Here is a 20,807-nt window from a genome sequence, read left to right as displayed (position 1 = left end):
CGTTAGAACAAAACGACCTGATGAGTTGTGCAGATTTGCTGCTCGCTATGCGCGGTGATGCATATCAGGATGCTTCGGAGCGTTTCCTACTCGGGATGCTCCTGGCATCTTTCAAGGGAACGGTTGCATCCGGAGCTTGTTCCAAGAGAAACCAAATAATTGCAGTCTATCGAATCAGGACTACAGGAAGGAGGCGAAATCGCTCTATTCCGGCTATCGCTCGATCGTCCCGTTGCGCCGAATCTTGCGCTGAAGAAGCAGAACGCCGTAGAGCAGCGCTTCCGCAGTGGGTGGACACCCGGGCACATAGATATCGATCGGAATGATCCGATTGCCTCGGGCTGCCTCTCGGTGCCGCACCGATGCGTTCGACATCATAGCGCGGCATCGACATCTGCATCATCTCGATGGCGCAGCAGGCAAGCCCGAATGTCATCCACATCAGAGATCCGCGGGCGAGCCCAGGTGACGAGCTCGTCCGTGCTGGCGACGAGGAAGCCCTTGTCGGCAAGCTCGCTATCGATCGTGCCCAGAAGCGGATCACCGCTTGGAGCCTCGCCGGGCTGCTGAAAGTCGCTGATGACAGGGCGATCTTTAAAGGAAGACATGAGGGGGCCTCTGGTAAAAAGGAACCCCAACTTTCATACGAACGGCTTGTTCCCGACATTCGAGCAGGTAGACCCGATCCACTCCCAACGGACGAAAAATCCAAAAATCCGGAAACAACGGCGCGGTTTCCGAGTTTGAAGGCAGAAAAGCCAAAGGAGGAAATACCAATGTTGACAAGAATGATTGCGGTATGTGCCCTTTCGATCGGCATGGCTACGGCAGTCATGGCGCAGCAATCAGGCTCCGGCGCAGCCGGCACCGGTAGTTCAGGCAGCGGTAACGGCGCTGGCACCAACTCGCAGAACGGAGCTGCCACCAGCGGAAATGGAGGTACCGGCAACAATACGACGGGAACCAATGGCACCCCAAATTCCAATGGTCAATCACAGGATTGCAATGCCATGAAGACCGGCAAGAATACTGCGCAAGGTACGGATACCCGAAGCAGCGGCCAGTCGAGCGACAGCACATCACGCAGCAATTGCCCGCAGTGACAGCAGCTGATGGATGCGACAATGCCATCTGAATTTTACGAACTCCCCTCGTTGCCGGCATCCATAATGTGGATTGCCGGCGCCAGGCGGATCATTCGAGGAGCAGAATCATGATGAACAGTGCTCAAGAGCTTGCCGAAGAATATTTAAGGCTTGGGGGCAAAAGGCTGCTGGTGATGGACGATAACATCCTGTCGACCAACAGTTGGGAGGCCGATCCCCTCGAAGCGGAAGCCTTCTGGAAAAGGGAAATCGAGAGTCTGCCGCCTAAGCGGCGAAGCGAAGTCATGTCATTCCTGCCTTCCATCAACGTCACTTGAGACGACAGGACGTTGGACATCGGCAACGTCCCGCATGAACGCAATCCGATGCAAGCGCAATAGATAACATGAAAAGAACTGGAACCATCCGTATCGGTATTTCAGGTTGGACTTACGCTCCCTGGCGCGGCGTTTTCTATCCGACGAACGTGCGGCAAAAAGGGGAGCTCACCTACGCGTCCTCGCAATTTCCATCCATCGAAATCAATGGCACTTTCTATGGCCTTCAAACTCCCGAGACTTTTGCCAGGTGGCGGGACGCGACACCGGATGATTTCGTCTTCGCAGTCAAGGGATCCCGCTACATAACCCATCTGCGCAGGCTCCGGGATGTCGAGGCGCCGCTTGCCAACTTCATGGCGTCCGGCGTGCTGCGCCTGGGAAAAAAACTCGGCCCGATCCTCTGGCAATTTCCTCCGCGACTGCGCTTCGATCCGGTCTTATTTTCCTCTTTTATAGAGATGCTGCCGAAAGATACCGATGAAGCTGCTCATCTGGCCAAGCGGCACGACGAGCGGGTGAACGGCCGCGATTGGTTGCGGACGGAAGAAAAAAGACCGCTCCGCCATGCCTTCGAAATCCGCAACGAGAGCTTCGTGAACCCAGACTTTATCGAACTCTTACGGAAGCATAAGATCGGGCTCGTCTGCGCAGATACCGTCGAATGGCCTTTGCTCATGGATGTCACCGCAGACTTCGTCTATTGCCGCCTGCATGGCTCGGAGGAGCTATATGTCAGCGGATATGACGACGAGGCTCTGAAGGTCTGGGCAGTACGGATCGACGATTGGGCGCACGGGCGCGAGCCGACCAAGGCCAACCGCGTCCTGGAGCCGCTGAAACAACCACAGCGTGGCCGCGACGTCTATGTCTATTTCGACAATGATGTGAAGGTACGTGCGCCGGCCGACGCACAGCGACTGAACGAGTGCCTTGGACTAACCCCGCAGAAGGAGAGTGTAGCCCCTACGAAGCACATGCGACGGCATCGGCGGGAAATCCCAAAGTCCCGACCGCAACATCGGCCAGCGTAATCAACTCAGCTCATTCGAGCTGACCCCATGCCGGGTTCCAATTCACGCCTTCCGACAATTCGACGTAAATCGGCCGCATGATTTCGCCGGACATTTTGTTGCGGGCTGCCCGAAAAGCGTCATCGGGCTCCATCTCCTCGCCCGGAAAGATGATGTCATCCTCTCCGGGCGGCGTGACCTTGCGCAGGAATCCCCGGATCTGATCGCCAGAATGGTAGAACCTGACGACAATAGAACCCGGCGCCACCGCGTTCTCGCGATATCGATGATAGATTTCCATCTTACACCTCCTGACCTCGGGGTCTCTCAGGCGGGGCACGCCTTACCGTTACGAGAGAACCATGCATTTTGTCCGGCAGGCGTCCGGCCGATCGGTGACAATCCAAACTGTCCTCCTCCGCTTTGGTTCCCATGGGCATAAGCTGCGCGGGCCGAGGCGGCCAAGCGGGCAATTGGGCGCAAAGAAATCGTCAGCGCAATTCAGCGTGAGGCGCGTTCAGTGGTCTGATCATAGGCATTTTTAGGTAGCTGCAGCAGATATGCTTGATCTGACAGCGGTTGCCCGCTAGGTTGCCGCCGCAATCAAACGCAAAGATATGGGGATATCATGCCAACTGGCACGGTTAAGTTTTTCAATACAGACAAGGGCTTCGGCTTCATTACGCCGGAAAGTGGAGGACCTGACGTTTTCGTTCATGTCTCCGCCCTGCAATACGGCAACGTGCTTCGGGAGGGACAGTCCGTTTCCTACGATCTCGGTCAGGACCGGAAGACAGGCAAGACAAAGGCGGAAAACGTCAGACCGCTCTGACGATTATAAATATGTCACTACCCGACATTTCGGGTAGTGCACTCGGCCACTATGGGGCGCCTGCCGACGTTTCGCCTGAACCATCGTCAGCCGAAACGGCCATTTGTGTCGTCCGATCGTTCCTACATAAATGCGGTCACGGCCATGCCAATCACGGCGACGAACATGATAGCGCAGGCGATCCAGCCAAGCGCTTTCAACCCACCCCGGATGACGAACTGTTTCATGACGTCGCGATTGGTGGCGATCAGCATCAGAATCACCATAACTGGAATCGCGACGACACCGTTGATGACGGCACTCCAGAACAGGGCCTTCATCGGCGGGATGGGCGTAAAGTTCAACAGCATGCCCACCACCGTCGCCAAGCCCACCGTCGTATAGAAAGCCTTCGCCTCGCTCGGCTCGCGCGACAGCCCGACCTTCCACCGCGCCGCCTCCCCGACAGCATATGCAGCCGACCCTGCGAGAACTGGAACAGCCAGAAGGCCTGTTCCGATAATCCCTGTGGCAAAAATGATCTTGGCAAATTGTCCGGCCAGCGGCTCAATCGCCTTCGCTGCATCGACGGAACTCTCGATGCTTGTCGCACCGGCCTTGTTAAGCGTAGCTGCTGTGGTCGTGATGATCGCGAGCGCGACGATGTTGGATGCCGCCATGCCGATGAGGGTGTCCAACGTGATGCGAGTGTCCGCCCTTTTCGCTTCCTGAGGGTGTTTCACAAGCGGTTCCTGCCGCGGCTTCTCCTTCAGATCTTCGGCCTCCTGGGACGCCTGCCAGAAAAACAGATAGGGGCTGATCGTCGTTCCGAAAATTGCGACGATCATGGACCAGTAGTTCGGATCGGTCTTGAAGGTCGGCAGCAGCAGTCCGCGGGTGAGGGCCGACCAATCGATATGCACCACAAACAGGGTCGCGATGTAGGATAAAAGCGCCAGGCTCAGCCATTTCAGAACTGCAACGTAACGCTTGTATTTGAGAAGCACCTGCAGAAGGATGCAAATGATGCCGAAGGCAGCGACATAAATCAGCGAATTGCCGCTCAGTAGCAAATGTGCGGCATCTCCCATCGCACCGAGATCGGCGCCGAGATTGATGACATTGGCGATCAGGAGCGGAAAAGTGATGCTTATCCCCACCCATCTGGGATAACACTTCGCCATGCTGCCCGCCAAACCTCGTCCCGTGGTCCGGCCGATGCGCGCGCTGATCATCTGCACGGCAGCCATGAGCGGATAGGTCAGGAGCAGGGTCCAACTGGCGATATATCCGAATTGCGCTCCGGCCTGCGAATAGGTCGCGATCCCGCTCGGATCGTCGTCCGAGGCGCCGGTGACCAGGCCCGGTCCCAGGATTTCAAAAATTCTCGGCTTTGACGGCTCAACGACCTCACTTTTGTCATCCATCTGATAGTCGCTCATGACTGCCTCCCAGCAGAAACCGGCACAGCGCATCATCGTGCCGTCCGGTGCGAGTGAACCGCACTTGCAGGCGTTTTGTTCCCGAGAAGCAGATTGTCGGAATGGAACCCCCCGAGCTCAGGGCGTGGCTGGCAAGGAGTAAAAACTCTTTCACTTCAGAGCGATGACACTTATCGTATCGAGTGCGGCGGAATCGCCAGCTGATTTGAGGGATATGACAATGAGCGTGCTTCTTTCTCCGGAACTCACGGTTTGCGGCATTGAGGAGCTGCCCGATCAGCGCGTGCGAAACGTCACCCACGTGCTTTCCCTGCTCGATCCGGAATATCCCGAGCTCGATGTCTTCCACTCCTATGCCGAACACCATCGTACGACGTTGCGTTTTCACGACATCATCGCGACGGCGCCGGGGCGCGTGATGCCGCAGCCGGAACATGTCGAAGCGATCTTGAAATTCGGCTCCGAGTTTCAGGCTCGGCAAGACGCTGAGGCGCCAAGCCATCTGCTGGTGCATTGCCACATGGGCGTATCGCGCTCGACTGCGGCCATGCTCTCATTGATGGCGCAATCAAACCCCGAAGAATCGGGAGAGGGCCTCTTTGCTCGCCTGATTGCCATCCGCCCGCAGGCCTGGCCGAACTCTCAAATGATTGGCTTTGCCGACCAACAACTCGGCAGGAACGGCGACTTGAAGGCGGCACTTGCCCGCCACTATGGCCGGCAGATCAAGGGACGGCCCGACTTTGTCGAATGGATGACCCGCCTCGGACGCCAGGCGGAACTCGATATGGCAATCCCGGCGTAAAGAGTGTGCCTCCGGCCTGAAGAGGGCCGGTCTGCACGATGCAGCGCCTTTCCTCCTTAGCCGTGACGGTTCCCTAACGGGAATCAATATCACTTTGGCGACAATCTATGCCGCGACCGATTTGTCGTAGGCCTAGAGCAGTTCCAGCAAAAGTGCGAAGCGATTTTCGGGTCCGGAACTGCGTAAAAACAAGGAGATAGAGCGTTTTCGCGATTCGAAGAAAAGCGGAAATGCTCTAAGCTCGAAACCTTTGCCAACTGGAGCCGCTCGACCAGGCGGGATGGCCGGATCATCGCAACGGCTGCCTCGGCGGCCGGCACGCTCAATGTGCAGGCGCCGGCTCTGCCTCGGGCGCAGCCTTCTTGTGATGGTCAGCCGCGAGCAGCATATAGACCGCAGGCACGACGAAGAGCGTGAACAGCGTTCCGATGGCAAGACCGGCGGCAATCACAAGGCCCATGTTGAAGCGGGCGACAGCGCCTGCTCCGGTCGCCAGGATCAGCGGCGCGACACCGAGAACCATGGCGCCTGTCGTCATCAGGATCGGCCGCAGGCGGATGGCGCAAGCGCCTTCGATGGCTTCGCGCTTGGTCTTTCCTTCGACCTGCAACGTGTTTGCCACCTCGACGATCAGAATGCCGTGCTTACTGATCAGCCCCATCAGCGTCACCAAACCGACCTGCGTATAGATGTTCATCGAGGCGCCGCCGATGCCGAGGCTGATGAAGGCGAGTGCGCCTGCGATCGACATCGGCACGGACACGAGGATGATGAACGGGTCTCGGAAGCTGTTGAACTGCGCCGAAAGCGCCAGGAACACGATGATCAGGGCGAGCGCGAACGTCGTCGCCATGCCGCTCGATTCCTGCACATATTGGCGCGACTGTCCGCCGTAGTCGACCGAGTAGCCTTGCGGCAATGTCCGCGCCGCAATCGACTTCAGCGTATTGAGCGCATCGCCGACGGCAACACCGGGCGCCGGCACGCCGGAGATCGTGGCCGAGTTCAATTGCTGAAAGTGCGCGACCGAGCGCGGTGTGGCCTGAAGTTTCGCGGTCGCAATCGCCGAAAGCGGGATCTTGTTGCCGTTCACATTTGCGATCGGATAGTTCATGATCTGATCGATGGTCTGGCGTGACCGCTGCTCCACCTGCGGAATGACCTGATAGGAACGGTTGTCGATACTGAAATAATTGACATAGCCGCCGCCCAGCATGGAGGCGAGCGCCGAGCCGACATTGTTCATAGACAGGCCGAGGGCCGAGGCCTTGCTGCGGTCGATCTGGATCGAATATTGCGGATTATCGACGTAGAGATCCTTCGTCAGGAAGATGAACTCGCCGGATTTCTGCGCTTCCTGCAGGAAGGCGGTGGAGACCTCGTTGAGCTGTTCGAAACCGCTGGTGCTACCGATGGCGAATTGCACGGGCAAGCCACTGGCGCCAGGCAGCGGCGGTATCTGGAAGACCACCGCCTGGCCGCCGGCAATTTTTGCCATGTCGCCCTGTACCAGCGGCTGCAGCTGATCCGCCGTTCTCGTGCGCTGGTCCCAGGGCTTCAGCACCATACCCTCGAATGAAGTACCTGGCGCCTCGACCTGCAGGGTCTTGTCGGTCTCCGGGAAGCTCTTGAAGATCTTGGTGACCTGGTCGGAATTGAGCAATTTCTGTTGAAGCGTCGCGTTGGGAGCGTTGGTTACCTGCGCGCCGAGGAAGCCCTGATCCTCGTTAGGGGCCAGTTCGTTCTTGGCACTGGAATAGAGGAAATAGATGCTGCCCAGAACGATGGCGGCGAACAACAATGTCACCGGTACCGTGTTCAAGCTGCCATGCAGCATGCGCACATAGGGTCGATGGATTTCCGAAAAGCGGCGGTCGATGAAGTCGGAAATACGCTCTTCCCAGCCGCTGCGATCGGTCAGGTGCGGCTTGAGGATGCGCGAGCACATCATTGGCGTCAGCGTGAGCGCAATGATCATGGACACGGTCACGGCGCCGACCAGGGTGAAAGCGAATTCCGTAAACAGTGCGCCCGTGAGCCCGCCCTGAAAACCGATCGGAACGTAGACGGCGATCAGCACTACCGTCATGGCCAGGATCGGCCCGACGAGTTCGTGCGCCGCATCCAGCGCCGCCCTCATGGGTGTCGATCCCTCTTCTATGTGACGATTGACGTTCTCCACCACGATGATGGCATCATCGACGACGAGGCCGATCGCCAGAACCAGGGCGAGCAGCGTCAGAAGATTGATCGAGAAGCCGAAGATCAACATCATCGCGAACGTGCCGACCAGCGACAGGGGAATGGCGACGACGGGAATGGCGACCGATCGAGGTGAGCCGAGGAAGGCGAAGACCACGAAAATGACGATCACGAGAGCCTCGACCAGGCTCTTTACGACCTCATCGATGGAGGTCGTGACGAAGGTGCTGGAATCATAGACGATGTAGCCTTCGAGCCCCTGCGGCAATTGCTGCTCAATACCCGGAAACACCGCACGCACGCCGGCGATCACGTCGAGCAGGTTGGCGGTCGGGGCGATCTGGATGCCCATGAACACGCCGTCCTGCCCATCGAAGCCGATCTGGACGTCGGGATTTTGAGATCCGAGGGCAACGGTCGCGACATCCTTCAGCCGCACGATCGTGCTGCCGATCTGCTTGACCACCATTTCCTTGAATTCATCCGTCGAATGCAGGTCGGTCCTAGCCGTCAGCACTGTCTGCGTCATCTGGCCGCGCGTGGTGCCGATGCCGGAGATATAATTGTTGGCGCTGAGCGCGGTCCAGACATCGCCGGCCGACAGGCCATAGGCGGCAAGCTTGTCCGGCTGCAGCCAGGCTCTCAAGGCAAAGGTTCGCGCGCCGAGGATCTCGGCCGTCTGAACGCCGTTGACCGCCTGCAATTTGGGCTGGACGACGCGCGTCAGATAGTCGGTGATCTGGTTGCTGGCCAGAACGTCGCTTCGGAAGCCGATATACATGGCGTCGATCGACTGGCCGATGGAAACCGTCATGATCGGCTGCTGCGTCCCCGTGGGCAGTTGATTGAGAACGGAAGATACCTTGGCGTTGATTTCGGTCATCGCCGCATCGGCGCTGTAGTTGAGCCGCAGGTTGACGGTGATGGTCGACGTGCCGCTGGTGCTCGTCGAGGTCATATAATCGATGCCGTTGGCCTGCGCGATAGCGTTTTCGAGCGGCGTCGTGATGAAGCCGGCAATGACGTCGGGCGCCGCGCCGGGATAGGTGGTCGTCACCGTAACGACAGCGTTCTGGGTCTGCGGATACTGGCGCACGGTGAGCGAACGGAACGACTGGTAGCCGATCACGATAATCAACGCGCTGACCACGAGGGCGAGAACGGGGCGCTTGATGAAGATATCGGTGATATTCATCGCCACACCTCAGTTGGGGTTCGCCGGGTTCGCATTGGGATCGTTCGACGGCTGGACTTCGTTGTTGATAATGACAGGCGAGCCGTTGTTGAGTTTCAGCTGGCCTGACGTGACCACCACTTCGCCCGCATTCAAGCCCTTGGTCACGGAGATCTGATCACCCCGCGCCTGCCCGGTGCTGACGAACTTCTGATTGGCGACAAGCTGCGGCTTTCCATCCGCTCCGTTGCCCTTGTCGGTCACCACGTAGACAACGTTGCCATAAGGATTGATGGTGACGGCGGTCTGCGGCAGGGAGATGTATTCCTTCGGCTCCCCGACCACCACCGTTATGTTGCCGAACATGCCCGGCAGCAGCTTGCGATCGGCATTGGGGAAGGTTGCCCGGATGGTGATGTTGCGGCTCTGCGTATCGACGAGCGGGCTGATCGCCGTGATCTTGCCGTCGAAAGTTTGGTTCCCGTAGGCATCGACCGTCGCCGTTACCGCTTGGCCGACCTTCAGCTGTGACAGAGCCTGCTGCGGCATGGAAAAATCGAACTGGATCGGATCGAGCGACTGCAAGGTGACGACTGCGGTCCCAGCCGATAGGTACTGACCGAGGCTGACCAGCCTGATGCCGAGATGGCCGTCGAAGGGAGCGCGGATCGAATATTGATCGATCAACGCCTGCTGTGACGCGACCTGCGCCTGCGCCGCCTTCCATGTCGCCAGATCACTGTCGACCTGGCTTTGCGCGATGGTATTCGCCTTGATCAGCTTGGAATCGCGATCATAGGCGATCTGCGCATTGGCCATCGTCGCCTTGTATTGTTCAAGCGTCGCGATCTGCTGATCGGCAAGCAGCTGCACGATGAGATCGCCCTTCTTGACGTCCTGGCCGTCTTCGAAGCCGATCTTCTGGACGATGCCTTGGACCTGCGCCGAAAGATTGGCGCCTTCGACGGCATTGAAGCTGCCGATCGATTGCAGCGTCGTCTGCCATGGGCTCGCTGCCGCGGTGATTGTCGAGACGGTCTGCGGTGGCGCCTTGAGATTAGCCAGGTAGGCCGCAATCATGCGATTCTTGAATGCCTGGAAGCCGAAGATCCCGCCAAGGATCAGGCCTATGACGATCAGCATGATGATCATGCGTTTTATCATGAGTGTCAGCTCTACTCTTCGGAAACAGGTCGGGAGAAATTCTATTGGTGTCGGCGCAACGGGATTTCACGGCAATTCTATCAAAAACCCGCCGGCACCGAGACAATCGCAAGCATATGGTAGCCTGCGGCCAATCTCTGTATGGAAAGTAGCCTTTATCAAGGCTGACAGGTTCGATCAGCCAAATTCCTTGGCTGCTACGCCTGTCACGCGGATTTCGCGCGCTGAAGACGACACTGACCTTGCAATGATTCCAGCTGGCGGCGTTTCGTGCGGCCATCCTCTGCAAACCTCACCAGTCAAACGCCAACGGTCGCCGCTTCACTCGATCAAGGATAGGTTGCCGATATCCGATCTACAACAGCCGGCTGCATATTCCTGAACCCATATTTAATGGAGTCTTGAATAAAAGCAATCATGGCGTCGACGCTGCCGCCTTCCTAAATTGCCGCGGCATCGGCGATCTAGGTATTGAGGAAGGCCTTCGCGCGTCAGCCTCGGCGTGTCGCTTCGATCGCGGCCACATCGATCTTCCTCATGGTCATCATCGCGTCGAAAGCCCGCTTTGCCTGATCGCCGCCCTCGCGTAGTGCTTCCATCAGTACACGCGGCGTGATCTGCCAGGAGACACCCCATCTGTCCTTGCACCAGCCGCATTCGCTTTCCTGGCCGCCATTGCCGACAATGGCGTTCCAATAGCGATCCGTCTCTTCCTGGTCCTCGGTGTAGATCTGAAACGAAAAGGCTTCATTGTGCTTGAACATCGGACCTCCATTCAAACCGACGCAGGAAACACCCGCAACCGTGAACTCGACGACCAGCACATCGCCTTGCTTGCCCTCCGGATAGTTTCCCGGTGCGCGAATGACGGCACCCATGGCGCTATCCGGAAAAGTCTTGACATAAAAATTGGCGGCGGCCTCTGCGTCCTTGTCGTACCACAGGCAAATCGTGTTCTTTGCCATTGTTCTCATCCTCCTGCTCTCCATTTCCCGATTGTTGAAATAGGCGCGAGATCGGATTTCGCCACCCTCATCGATGCCATTTCGGCTGGGCAATGACCGTTTTCCTGTCGTAACCTCGGCACCCTTCTCAGACTGAAATAATTTGCGTGCGGCGCGGTTGTAATGACGCCATATTGGCAGATGCCGCAACCTTGAGTAAATGATGGGGAACGGGGCCGTCGCCGTTGATCAATTCATGATCGATCTCCGGGTCGGAAACGCGCAGGAAATCGAAAAGCGGTTGTACCGGCATTCTGGCCGCAATTACTTTTTGGATATTTCGGTTCGCGCCAATCTGGTTGAAGAGTGGGAACAATAAAAAATGGACAGCCTGCAAAAGAGCCTGCTTTTTCTCCTCTCACCATGCCTTTTGATTTGTATGGAGACTGCTCGCGCTGCCGATAGCGTGACGATTCCAGGATACGCTCCCAAAACGGGCGTCGAATACGTCTATCGCTCTCGCAAGACCACCTCCACCGACATGTCGTTATGGTTCGATAAGCCGGCCGCGATCATACGTGGAGATTTCCGTCAGCGTATGACGGTCGTCTTGCGAAATGCAAATAGTATGCAGGTTCGCTGGTTGCTCAGCGCGGATCTGCCGCAAGGTGCCGAAGGCGCTGCCGATTCTTACGCAATGAACGCCCTCTATGGAAATTCATTGTCAGTCTATGGTATCCGTCAACTGGAATATGAAGCGGGGTTGAACGGCTTTCCAAATAGACTGGTCGGATTCGACGCGATCGTCCGTAACATACAGAATGCGGCCGCAGTTGGACCAGACGGCCTTGTCGTCGCACCGCAAAGCAGCCTCACAAATATTATTGACGGTATAAAAAGCAATCCGCTGCTGGTTATTCATAATCTCGTACCGGAAGCGGAGCTGCTCGCCACTATACAGGAGAAGGACGCCGCGACATACGATGTTGGCCAAACGGGAACGGCGTCGACGGTGGAATATTCGCATGGGATGCCTGTTCCCGTCACGATGGAATGGAAGCTCGAAGCCGCAGATTTGGCCAATCAAACAGCCACTTTCAGCCTCAAAAAAGCCTATGACAATGCGGCGTTCCAACAATCGCAGGCATCAGCCGTCGAGGGAGTGATCGCAAGCTTTGGCGAAAAGGCCAAGCAGCTTACTGGCGAGCAATTGGCGGTCGCCAGAATTGTCAGCAAAAACGTGACGATGGCATTCATCGTGTCCCTGCGCGACGGCTCGACGCTTGAAGCGCTGGAAACAGTTGCTGCGGAAAGCGGCGGCATAAAGATTACCGCAATGAGCCATGTCTGGCGCGAGGACCTGCCGGCGAGTCTGCCCGAGCTGTCGAACTGGAGCAGCCAGGCCATGTCTGCATCCGCTGTTGCTCTGCAGCCAGAGCCCGGTACCAATCCTGCAACAGCCAAGTCGCAGCTTTTCGACAAATCGGCGATCGAGGAAGGACAGGCCGCCTATGATAGCGGCAACTACGCCGCCGCGCTGCGCTACTGGAAGCCGCTCGCCGATCAAGGGGCGGCGGCCGCGCAATATAAGCTCGCCGGGCTTTATCAGTTCGGTTTAGGTGTCGATCGAGATTCCGCCCTCGCTGTCACCTATATCCGCAAGGCAGCGGAGCAAGGTTGGGCGGAAGCGCAAAGCAGCCTTAGTGATCTCTATGCCGTCGGCCAAGGTGTTCCGCAAGATTATGCGCAAGCTGTGATTTGGGGCCGTAAAGCGGCTGAGCAGGGGCTCGCTGTTGCTCAGTATAATCTGGGATACAGCTACGAAAGCGGCCAAGGCGTTCCCCAGGACTATGCGCAAGCGTTGGTTTGGTATCGCCGTGCCGCCGATCAGGACTTTGCCACGGCCCAGTACGCCCTCGGTCTCTTATACGACCAAGGTCTGGGCGTTTCCCAGGATTACGGTCAAGCGATCGCCTGGTATAAAAAAGCCGCCGACAAGGGCCTGGATGTAGCCCAAGGCAATCTCGGCAACATGTATGCAATGGGCCATGGAGTTGCGCGGGATCGGGACGAGGCAATCAAATGGTTCCGTAAGGCGTCCGACCAGGGACTTGCAACTGCGCAAGAATCCCTGAAAAGGCTAGAGAAGCAGGAATAGTCGCGTCTTTTCTTATTTCGGTGGTCCTGAGTTATTCTTGCTAGCGCGCTCCGCAACAAAGTCAGTGCGCGGCCCGGTCCTTTCATGAAGTACGCGAATATGAAAGACGAGGTCATATGAGAAACATCGGATCGCAGATCGAAACGCCGCGACTGCTGCTCCGTCCTTCGCGTCTATCCGATACTCCTGCTCTGTTCGAATTTCTGGGCGACAAGGAAGCCATGAAGCATACGCATGCGGACGTGACGCCTGGCGAATGCCGTCGCAGGATCGCGGTTCACGAATGGCGCCGGCGGCGCGATGGATATGCGCCCTGGACTGTTGTCAGAAAGAATGATGCAAGAATCATCGGCTGGGGCGGCTTGTACGACGATCCGTTTGACCCAGGCTGGGGCTGCGAAATCGGATACTTTTTCCGTCGGGACGCCTGGGGATATGGATACGCATCGGAATTGGTCGCCGCGGCACTGCATTTTGCCGACCGGGAGCTGCGGCTTGGCGAAGTCCGCGCCTTTGCCCATCCTGAAAACACAGCTTCCAGGAAGATCTTGGCAATGGCAGGTTTCGGGATCGTTCGCTTCGTTCCTGAGATGAATCGCCTGCTCCTTTCCAGAGCCCGGCGTGAGGACAACCTAGCAGATCGAGACCGATGAGAATTACGTCTTCTCTCGAGAATGCATGACGGGGCAAAGTTTACAAACGCGCGTCGTATAAATAATATGACTTTTTTTCTCTTGTTTTGACCCGGTGACACGGCTATATCGCGCACGCGCCTTCGTTCGATCTCGTCGACAATAGTCATCAGGATATTTTCGTGACCATATTGAAATCAGTTTTGGCCGTTTCAGCTCTTTGTGCGACCCTTGGCTTTGCCGCGTCAACAGCCTTTGCCGCTTCGACCAGCTATCCGTTGACCATCGATAATTGCGGCGCCAAGGTCACGTTTCAGAAGGCTCCGGAGCGCGCGATCGGGCTCGGCCAGAATAGCGCCGAAATTCTTCTCCTGCTCGGCCTCGAAAACAAAATGGTCGGCACCGCTTTCTGGCCCAACAAGGTTCTGCCGCAGCTTGCGGAAGCCAATTCCAAGGTCAAGCTGCTGACGGTCGAGTTCCCGACCTTTGAATCGATCCTCTCGGAAAATCCTGATTTCGTTACAGCCGCCCTGCCGACCCTTATGGGACCAAGCAGCAAAGTGGCAAAGCGCGAGGACTTCGAAAAGCTCAATATTCCGACCTATGTTTCCCCCAGTATGTGCCCAGCCCAGGGAGCCTCTCAGGACAAATACGGCTATGCCGCCCGTAGCCAGATCTGGAACATGAGCACTCTCTACCAGGAAATCGACGAGCTCTCACAGATTTTCGACGTCCGCGACAAAGGCCAGGCGCTGATCACGGATCTGAAAAAGCGGGAAGAGGCACTGCGCGTGGATGCGCCGAAGGATGGCAAGAAGCTCTCCTATGTCTTCTGGTTCTCCAGCCCATCCCCATCTGCAGATGCCTATGTCGGCGGAAAAAACAGCCCGTCGGGCTATATCGCCGACCTTCTCGGCGGAACCAACGCCATCAAAACCGATGCGGAATCGCCGCAGCTCGGTTGGGAAAGCATCATCGCTAGCAATCCCGACGTCATTGTGGTTACGCAGGTCGACCGCAATCGCTGGGAACTCGACAAAGTCCAGGCAAAGATCAAGTTCCTGACGACCGATCCGGCGACCAGCCAGATGACGGCGGTGAAGAACAAGGCCATGGTGATCATGCCCGCGCAGGCAATGAATCCGAGCGTGCAGACAATTTTCGGCGCCGAACAGGTGGCTGAGCAGCTGAAGGTACTCGGCCTCAGGTGAGCATCGTCGCGGAAACCACCAAATCCGACCGTCTTTTGCCGCGGGTCGCCGCCCCTGCCGGACTTTTTCTGGCGTGCCTTGCAGCGATCGCGCTGGTGGTCGGCATCAGCGTAGGGATCGGCGACATGCCGATCCCGCTTTCCACCACCTATTTCGCCATCACGAACAAGTTGGGCTGGACCTCGGTCGAGCTCAACCGCATCCATGAAACCGTCATCTGGGAATATCGGCTGAGCCGCGCTTTGGTCGCCGTATTCTGCGGCGCGGGTCTCGCGCTTTGCGGTGCGATCATGCAGTCCATGCTGCGCAATCCCTTGGCCGAGCCTTACGTGCTCGGCATCTCCGCCGGAGCCTCCACCGGCGCGGTTGCTGTCGTTATTCTCGGGATCGGAGCTGGCGCCGTTTCGCTCTCCGCCGGTGCCTTCGCCGGTGCTTTTGCAGCCTTTATCCTCGTCGCCGTTCTTTCGAACGGAGCACGCGGTGGCCCGGACAGAACGATTTTGGCGGGAGTTGCCACGTCGCAGCTGTTCAATGCAGCGACATCCTACGTCGTCACCACCTCCGGCAATGCTCAGCAGGCGCGCGACGTTATGTTCTGGCTGCTCGGAAGCTTCAGCGGTGTGCGCTGGCCGGAATTTGCACTGGTGTCGATTGTCGTCGGATTGGGTCTGATCGTCTGCCTGTTCTATTCGCGTCTGCTTGACGCTTTCGCTTTTGGCGACGAGGCGGCCGCCTCGCTCGGCGTAAATGTCGGCCGCACCCGTATCATTCTGTTTGCGCTGACGGCGGTCATCACGGCAACCATCGTCAGCATGGTCGGCACGATCGGCTTCGTCGGTCTGGTCGTCCCGCATGCGGCGCGCTTCGTCGTCGGACCGCTTCACATCCGGTTGCTGCCTGCCTGTGCAATTACCGGCGCCATCTTCATGGTTCTCGCCGATATTGCCTCCCGCATCCTTATTCCGCAGCAGGTTCTGCCGATCGGCGTGGTCACGGCGCTGGTCGGCGTTCCCTTCTTCTCCATCATTCTCTACCGGCTCCAGCGGGCATCATGAGCATAAAGGCCGACAATATCACCTGGAAAATCGGCGCGAAGACCGTTCTCAACGGCGTCTCTTTCGAGGCGCCTGCAGGCAAGATGCTTGGTCTCCTCGGGCCGAACGGCTCCGGCAAGACCTCGCTTCTGCGTCTGCTTGCCGGGTTAAAACGGCCGAACTCCGGCCGCATCACCCTGCAAGAGAAAGATCTGCAGCAGATGTCCCGCCGCTCCATCGCAAGGCGTGTCGCTTTCGTCGAGCAGCACAGCACGACCAATGCCAATCTCAGGGTCATCGATGTCGTAAAGCTCGGCCGGTTTCCGCATCGCTCGATGTTCTCAGGCTGGACATCGGCAGATGACGAGGCCGTGGAAGACGCTCTCGAGCGCGCCGGCATGAAGGAGAAACGCGAGGACCGATGGCAGAGCCTGTCGGGCGGCGAAAAGCAGCGCACCCATATCGCGCGGGCTTTGGCACAGTCGCCGAAGGAACTGATCCTCGATGAGCCGACCAACCATCTCGACATCCAGCATCAAATCGGTCTGATGCGCTTGGTTGCCGGCCTGCCCGTCACCAGCGTCATCGCTCTCCACGATCTCAACCATGCCGCGATGTTCTGTGATCAGCTGATCATCATGCAGCAAGGCGGGATCGTGGCCTCCGGAGCCCCGGAAGACGTGCTGACGGAAGATTTGCTGAGAAATGTCTTTGCCGTTGAGGCAAGGATCGAGACCTCTCCTCACCACGCCCGGCCGCACATTCACTATCTGCGTTGAGGGGAAATTCGGAATCTGTCCCCTGATCATCCTTGCCTCGAACTGCAACCGAGCGCATCTTTCGCAATGACCCTCGGCATCTCCGGGAGTTTTGATTGGCATCGGCATCGATTTTGCGCGTGCGGCGGATGGGGGAAATGCGTGACGGATAGACTCAAGGGCAAGATTGCCATCATTTCGGGCGGCGCCACCGGCATGGGCGGCGCAGCGTCGCGCCTGTTTGCGGCGGAAGGCGCCAAGGTGGCGATCATCGACAGAAACGGCGACGCAGCGGCTGCGACCGTGCGCGAAATCCGAGACGCCGGCGGCATTGCCGACCACTGGGTTGCCGATGTTTCGAATGAGGCGGCTGTCAATGCGGCGGTCAAAAGCATCGAAGACCGCTTTGGTGCGGTAACAGTGCTCTTCAATCATGCCGGCACCATCGTCATCAAGCCGTTCCTCGAAACGACGCTTGAGGAATGGGAATGGCTGCATGGCGTCAACGTCCGCTCGATGTTCCTGATGACCAAGGCCGTGCTGCCGGGCATGATCACTGCCGGCGGCGGCTCCATAGTCTGCACCTCGTCGATCTCGGCTGTTGCCGCAACCCCGATGGAAGTGCTCTATGACACGACGAAGGGAGCGGTGCACATGTTTGCCCGCGCCATCGCAGTCGAGTTCCGCGATCGCAATATCCGCTGCAATGCCGTATGCCCCGGCTTCATCCGCACGCCGCATGGGCTGCGCGAGGTGGCGGAGTTGCAGGCTCTGGGCGTCGATGTCTCGGATGCGGCAATCGCGGCCCAGCAAGGGCGGATCGGCGAACCCGAGGATGTAGCGCGGGCCGCCCTCTATCTTGCCTCCGACGAGTCCAACTTCGTCAACGGCATCCATCTCTTCGTCGACAACGGCTTTACCGCCATCTGATCACCGACGCAGTGGTAAAGCCACCAAACATTCTGTCGAGACGGCGTCAGCGCCCCACCTGATCCGGTGACTTGACGGCTACGCCGAAGGGCAGGAAGTGTTTGAGATTGGCGGTGATCACGGTCAGCTTGTGAATGCTTGCCGTTCCCGCGATGATCGCATCCGCCGTGCGAGGAGTATGTCCCGCGATGACTGCTTTCGCCTCGAGCCTCCCGGAATCAAGAGCCAATCGACGGGCAGGATGTGATCACCATAGCCAGCAATCAATCCTTGCAGCCAGGTATGAATTCCCGCAGCCTTTGCTTTGGCGCCCCTTTGCTTCCAACAACCGCACGCCCTTTTCGATCTCGTGGATCGTCAGGGCTGAAAGGTAGACTGCATCCTGCCGATCCTGTTCATCCACCCATTCGGCAAAAGCATTCGATGCGCTGGCTTTGGACGGAGCGAACATGGAGATGGCGTTGGTGTCGAGAAGAAAGCTCACAAATCGACCTCGCGAGATGGAGCGGGATTTCTGGAGAAAACATCCTCGGTGGGATCGAAATCAGCCGGAAAGGTCTTCAGGTATTGAACCAGGCTCGGTCGGCCCTTCCGGATCGCTTTTTTTGCCTCTTCGGCTGCCTTCACGCTGACAACGACGGCTGCGGCACGCCCATGACGGGTAATTGTTACAAACTCACCGGCCGCGGCCTGACATGGGAAAACGACGCCTTGGCATCCTTTAAGCTGATCATTGTCATGGCAAGCTCCTAAAGGGTCACATATGACCTCTTTTAAGCGCGTCCGTGCAAAATCAAGGCGCGTTCAGGTCATCCACTTGCGGTGCTCAACGAAACGCTCTGCCAAAAGGTCGATGAACAAACGCACTTTCGTCGGCAGATGGCTGCGGTTGGGATAGATCGCGCTGATGGTGAATTCCACGGCGCGGTAGTCGGGCATGACACGCACGAGACGGCCGGCGGCGACCTCTTCGAAGACGATGAAGCTCGGGGCCAGAAAAATGCCCTGTCCGCTTGCCAAAAGAAAGCGCAGCGTCTCGGCGTTGTTCGAGACGACATTGCCTGAGATCTTGACCCTCACTTGCTTCCCGTCAGCATCTTCGAAACGCCATTCGTCGCCGTAGGGATAATAGGTATATTGCAGGCAATTATGCTCCGCGAGGTCGGCCGGCACTTTCGGCATGGGATGCGTTTCACGATATTCGGGCGAGCAGACGAGCATATGGCGCCAGGGCGCGAGCTTGCGCGCGACGAGCGTCGAGTCCGGCGCCGGCAAGGTTCGGATCATCAGATCGTAGCCCTCCTCAACCATGTCGATCGACCGTTCGCCGACGTTGAAATCAAGCGAGATCGCCGGATATAGCGTCATGAACTCATTGACGACGGGGAGCAGGAACCGGACGATGGCGCCGCTGGTATAGAGCTTCAGCGTGCCGCGCGGCATGGTGCTAAGCGCGCCCGCCGTCCGGTCGGCCTCCTCGAGATCGGCAATGATCTGCGAGGATCGCTCATAATAATATTTGCCGGTTTCCGTCAGGCTGACCCGGCGCGTCGTGCGGTTCAGAAGCCGCACGCCGAGGTGATCTTCCAACGACTGCACATGGTTGCCCACCATGGTGACCGACATGTTGAGGCGGCGGGCGGCGGCGGAAAAACCACCACATTCCACCACCCGGCCAAAGACTGCGAGGCTGGTCAACCGATCCATATTGTCCTCGGATTATCCACTGTGACTTGATGATCCTTCCCGATTTGAGGAGATTATCAGAAGGATCGTTCGGACGCATCTTCATGGCATCAAAAATGACCCCGAACAAAAGGGGTAGCGCACTAAAGGAAACGGACGATGGTCGAACTACCGCGCAACGAGGCGTTCAAGAACGCAAGCCAGGCCGATGCTGCTCCGGTCAACGAGGTTGCGAAATCTCCCGCCGCCGACGTTCCGCAAGGAAGAGTTGCCGAAGCGCCTGTCGCTGACGCCAGCCCCAAGGCAGATAGGAAGCTCATCAAGCGTGGCTTGTTGATCGCCGCGCTGCTGGCCGGCGTCGCGGTCGCAGCGGATTTCGGCTATCGCTACTGGACGGTCGGACGCTTCGTCGAATCCACCGACGATGCCTATGTGAAGGCCGATTACACCACGATTGCCCCAAAGGTCGCCGGCTACATCAAGGAGGTGCTTGTCAACGACAATGACCATGTCAAGGCCGGCCAGCTGCTTGCCCGCATCGATGACCGCGACTTCCAGGCCGCGCTTTCCCAAGCAAAAGCCGATTTAAAGGCTGCGGATGCAGCGATCGCCAATATCGACGCGCAGATCCAGCTGCAGCGATCGCTGATCGGGCAAGCCAAGGCAACGGTCGACGCGTCGCAAGCCTCTCTGGATTATGCTGTATCGGATGCTGCCCGTTCGGCTCGTTTGATTACCAACGGCGTCGGCACACAGTCGCGCGCTGAAGAGACGGAATCCGCCAGAAGGCAGGCAGCCGCCGCTGTCGAGCGCGACCAGGCCGCGCTCGTCGCGGCTCAAACCAAAGTTCCCGTGCTGCAGACCCAGCGAGACCAGGCAGCAGCCCAGCGCGATCGCGCCGCTGCGACCGTCCAGCAAGCCGAGCTCAATCTTTCCTATACCAACATCGTCGCAGCCGTCGACGGCACGGTCGGTGCTCGCTCGATCCGCGTGGGACAATATGTGACGGCAGGTACGCAGCTGATGGCGGTGGTGCCGCTGCATTCGGTCTATGTCGTTGCGAATTTCAAGGAAACGCAGCTGACCTATGTACGCCCCGGCCAATCCGTCGAAATCAAGGTCGACAGCTTCCCCGACGTCACCATCAAGGGCCATGTCGACAGCCTCTCGCCGGCAAGCGGGCTCGAATTCTCGCTGCTGCCGCCTGACAACGCCACCGGCAACTTCACCAAGATCGTCCAGCGCATACCGGTTAAGATCGTCATCGACGACGATAATCTCGCCGGATTGCTGCGCTCGGGCATGTCGGTGGAGCCGGAAATCGATACCAAGGCTGCCCAGACATCGACAGCCGGCGCACAGGGATCATCCAGCCAGGCTGGATGATCCTTCCCGATTTTCGTCGATTATCACCTCAGCA

At 58.0% G+C, this 20,807-nt stretch carries 21 protein-coding genes and 2 pseudogenes; 13 read left to right on the top strand and 10 right to left on the bottom strand.

The window, feature by feature from the left end; translation table 11 throughout:
• Positions 1–213 precede the first annotated feature (213 nt).
• Positions 214–608, bottom strand: a pseudogene (locus tag FHT85_RS27935) (hypothetical protein).
• 168 nt (positions 609–776) lie between these two features.
• Here FHT85_RS27935 and FHT85_RS27930 point away from each other — a divergent pair.
• From FHT85_RS27930 to FHT85_RS27920, 3 genes are all read left to right on the top strand, one after another.
• Positions 777–1,103 carry a hypothetical protein gene (locus FHT85_RS27930; protein WP_112339118.1) on the top strand — a complete coding sequence of 109 codons (327 nt, stop codon included), beginning with the start codon at positions 777–779 and terminating at the stop codon, positions 1,101–1,103.
• Between the two features lie 110 nt (positions 1,104–1,213).
• Positions 1,214–1,423, top strand: coding sequence for a hypothetical protein (locus FHT85_RS27925; RefSeq protein WP_112339117.1), 210 nt, complete (start codon positions 1,214–1,216; stop codon positions 1,421–1,423).
• Between the two features lie 68 nt (positions 1,424–1,491).
• The gene (locus FHT85_RS27920) at positions 1,492–2,457 is read left to right on the top strand and encodes a DUF72 domain-containing protein (protein WP_112413106.1); all 966 of its coding nucleotides are present in this window, start codon (positions 1,492–1,494) and stop codon (positions 2,455–2,457) included.
• Positions 2,458–2,467: 10 nt separating this feature from the next.
• Here FHT85_RS27920 and FHT85_RS27915 read toward each other — a convergent pair whose 3' ends face one another.
• Entirely contained in the window at positions 2,468–2,737 is a 270-nt protein-coding gene (locus tag FHT85_RS27915; RefSeq protein ID WP_112413105.1) for a hypothetical protein, read from the bottom strand.
• Positions 2,738–3,064: 327 nt separating this feature from the next.
• On the opposite strand from FHT85_RS27915, the gene FHT85_RS27910 reads away from it, so the two are divergent.
• Positions 3,065–3,268 carry a cold-shock protein gene (locus FHT85_RS27910; RefSeq protein WP_015343887.1) on the top strand — a complete coding sequence of 68 codons (204 nt, stop codon included), beginning with the start codon at positions 3,065–3,067 and terminating at the stop codon, positions 3,266–3,268.
• A gap of 122 nt (positions 3,269–3,390) precedes the next feature.
• On the opposite strand, the gene FHT85_RS27905 is transcribed toward FHT85_RS27910, so the two are convergent.
• Positions 3,391–4,689, bottom strand: a complete 1,299-nt coding sequence (locus FHT85_RS27905) for an NRAMP family divalent metal transporter (RefSeq protein ID WP_246780125.1) — start codon at positions 4,687–4,689, stop codon at positions 3,391–3,393.
• Between the two features lie 220 nt (positions 4,690–4,909).
• Between FHT85_RS27905 and FHT85_RS27900 the strand changes: the two genes are divergently transcribed.
• A complete protein-coding gene (locus FHT85_RS27900; RefSeq protein WP_112413104.1) occupies positions 4,910–5,494 on the top strand; it encodes a tyrosine phosphatase family protein in 585 nt (194 codons plus the stop codon).
• Positions 5,495–5,816: 322 nt separating this feature from the next.
• On the opposite strand, the gene FHT85_RS27895 is transcribed toward FHT85_RS27900, so the two are convergent.
• Positions 5,817–8,891: an efflux RND transporter permease subunit gene (locus FHT85_RS27895; RefSeq protein ID WP_112413103.1), complete on the bottom strand. Its 3,075-nt coding sequence runs from the start codon at positions 8,889–8,891 to the stop codon at positions 5,817–5,819.
• Between the two features lie 9 nt (positions 8,892–8,900).
• Positions 8,901–10,022, bottom strand: coding sequence for an efflux RND transporter periplasmic adaptor subunit (locus FHT85_RS27890; RefSeq protein ID WP_246712250.1), 1,122 nt, complete (start codon positions 10,020–10,022; stop codon positions 8,901–8,903).
• Here FHT85_RS27890 and FHT85_RS27885 point away from each other — a divergent pair.
• Positions 10,000–10,416, top strand: coding sequence for a hypothetical protein (locus tag FHT85_RS27885; protein ID WP_162709819.1), 417 nt, complete (start codon positions 10,000–10,002; stop codon positions 10,414–10,416). The genes FHT85_RS27890 and FHT85_RS27885 overlap by 23 nt on opposite strands.
• Positions 10,417–10,525: 109 nt before the next feature.
• On the opposite strand, the gene FHT85_RS27880 is transcribed toward FHT85_RS27885, so the two are convergent.
• On the bottom strand, positions 10,526–10,999 hold the full coding sequence (locus tag FHT85_RS27880; protein WP_112339111.1) for a VOC family protein: 474 nt from the start codon (positions 10,997–10,999) through the stop codon (positions 10,526–10,528).
• A 127-nt stretch (positions 11,000–11,126) separates the two neighbouring features.
• The gene (locus FHT85_RS27875; RefSeq protein ID WP_162709821.1) at positions 11,127–11,375 is read right to left on the bottom strand and encodes a hypothetical protein; all 249 of its coding nucleotides are present in this window, start codon (positions 11,373–11,375) and stop codon (positions 11,127–11,129) included.
• Here FHT85_RS27875 and FHT85_RS27870 point away from each other — a divergent pair.
• The 6 genes from FHT85_RS27870 (at position 11,361) to FHT85_RS27845 (ending at position 17,701) form a co-directional block, all read left to right on the top strand.
• Complete coding sequence (locus FHT85_RS27870) at positions 11,361–13,136, top strand: tetratricopeptide repeat protein (RefSeq protein ID WP_246780124.1); 1,776 nt, start codon at positions 11,361–11,363, stop codon at positions 13,134–13,136. The two genes, FHT85_RS27875 and FHT85_RS27870, sit on opposite strands and share 15 nt — an antisense overlap.
• Positions 13,137–13,252: 116 nt before the next feature.
• A complete protein-coding gene (locus FHT85_RS27865) occupies positions 13,253–13,789 on the top strand; it encodes a GNAT family N-acetyltransferase (protein WP_112413101.1) in 537 nt (178 codons plus the stop codon).
• A 161-nt stretch (positions 13,790–13,950) separates the two neighbouring features.
• Complete coding sequence (locus FHT85_RS27860) at positions 13,951–14,979, top strand: ABC transporter substrate-binding protein (protein ID WP_112413100.1); 1,029 nt, start codon at positions 13,951–13,953, stop codon at positions 14,977–14,979.
• A gap of 2 nt (positions 14,980–14,981) precedes the next feature.
• Positions 14,982–16,034, top strand: coding sequence for a FecCD family ABC transporter permease (locus tag FHT85_RS27855; protein WP_405048053.1), 1,053 nt, complete (start codon positions 14,982–14,984; stop codon positions 16,032–16,034).
• On the top strand, positions 16,031–16,792 hold the full coding sequence (locus FHT85_RS27850) for an ABC transporter ATP-binding protein (protein WP_112413099.1): 762 nt from the start codon (positions 16,031–16,033) through the stop codon (positions 16,790–16,792). Before FHT85_RS27855 ends, FHT85_RS27850 begins: the two co-directional genes overlap by 4 nt.
• A gap of 141 nt (positions 16,793–16,933) precedes the next feature.
• A complete protein-coding gene (locus tag FHT85_RS27845) occupies positions 16,934–17,701 on the top strand; it encodes an SDR family NAD(P)-dependent oxidoreductase (protein WP_112339107.1) in 768 nt (255 codons plus the stop codon).
• A 247-nt stretch (positions 17,702–17,948) separates the two neighbouring features.
• Here the strand turns inward: FHT85_RS27845 and FHT85_RS30710 are convergent, their stop codons facing one another.
• From FHT85_RS30710 to FHT85_RS27830, 3 genes and pseudogenes are all read right to left on the bottom strand, one after another.
• On the bottom strand, positions 17,949–18,185 hold the full coding sequence (locus FHT85_RS30710) for a hypothetical protein (protein ID WP_246780123.1): 237 nt from the start codon (positions 18,183–18,185) through the stop codon (positions 17,949–17,951).
• A pseudogene (locus FHT85_RS27835) lies at positions 18,182–18,435 on the bottom strand (type II toxin-antitoxin system Phd/YefM family antitoxin). The gene FHT85_RS30710 and the pseudogene FHT85_RS27835 overlap by 4 nt, the downstream one beginning before the upstream one ends.
• 70 nt (positions 18,436–18,505) lie before the next feature.
• Positions 18,506–19,408 (bottom strand): LysR family transcriptional regulator, encoded by a 903-nt coding sequence (locus tag FHT85_RS27830; protein ID WP_112339105.1) that lies wholly within the window; start codon positions 19,406–19,408, stop codon positions 18,506–18,508.
• A 138-nt stretch (positions 19,409–19,546) separates the two neighbouring features.
• Between FHT85_RS27830 and FHT85_RS27825 the strand changes: the two genes are divergently transcribed.
• Positions 19,547–20,773, top strand: a complete 1,227-nt coding sequence (locus FHT85_RS27825; protein ID WP_112413098.1) for an HlyD family secretion protein — start codon at positions 19,547–19,549, stop codon at positions 20,771–20,773.
• Positions 20,774–20,807: the final 34 nt, after the last annotated feature.

Origin of the sequence: Rhizobium sp. BK312 (genome assembly GCF_014193605.1) — a bacterium.
In the GTDB taxonomy this organism is placed as follows: Bacteria; Pseudomonadota; Alphaproteobacteria; order Rhizobiales; family Rhizobiaceae; genus Rhizobium.
Note: the sequence above shows the minus strand (reverse complement) of the source record. Positions and strands in the feature narration are given on the sequence as shown.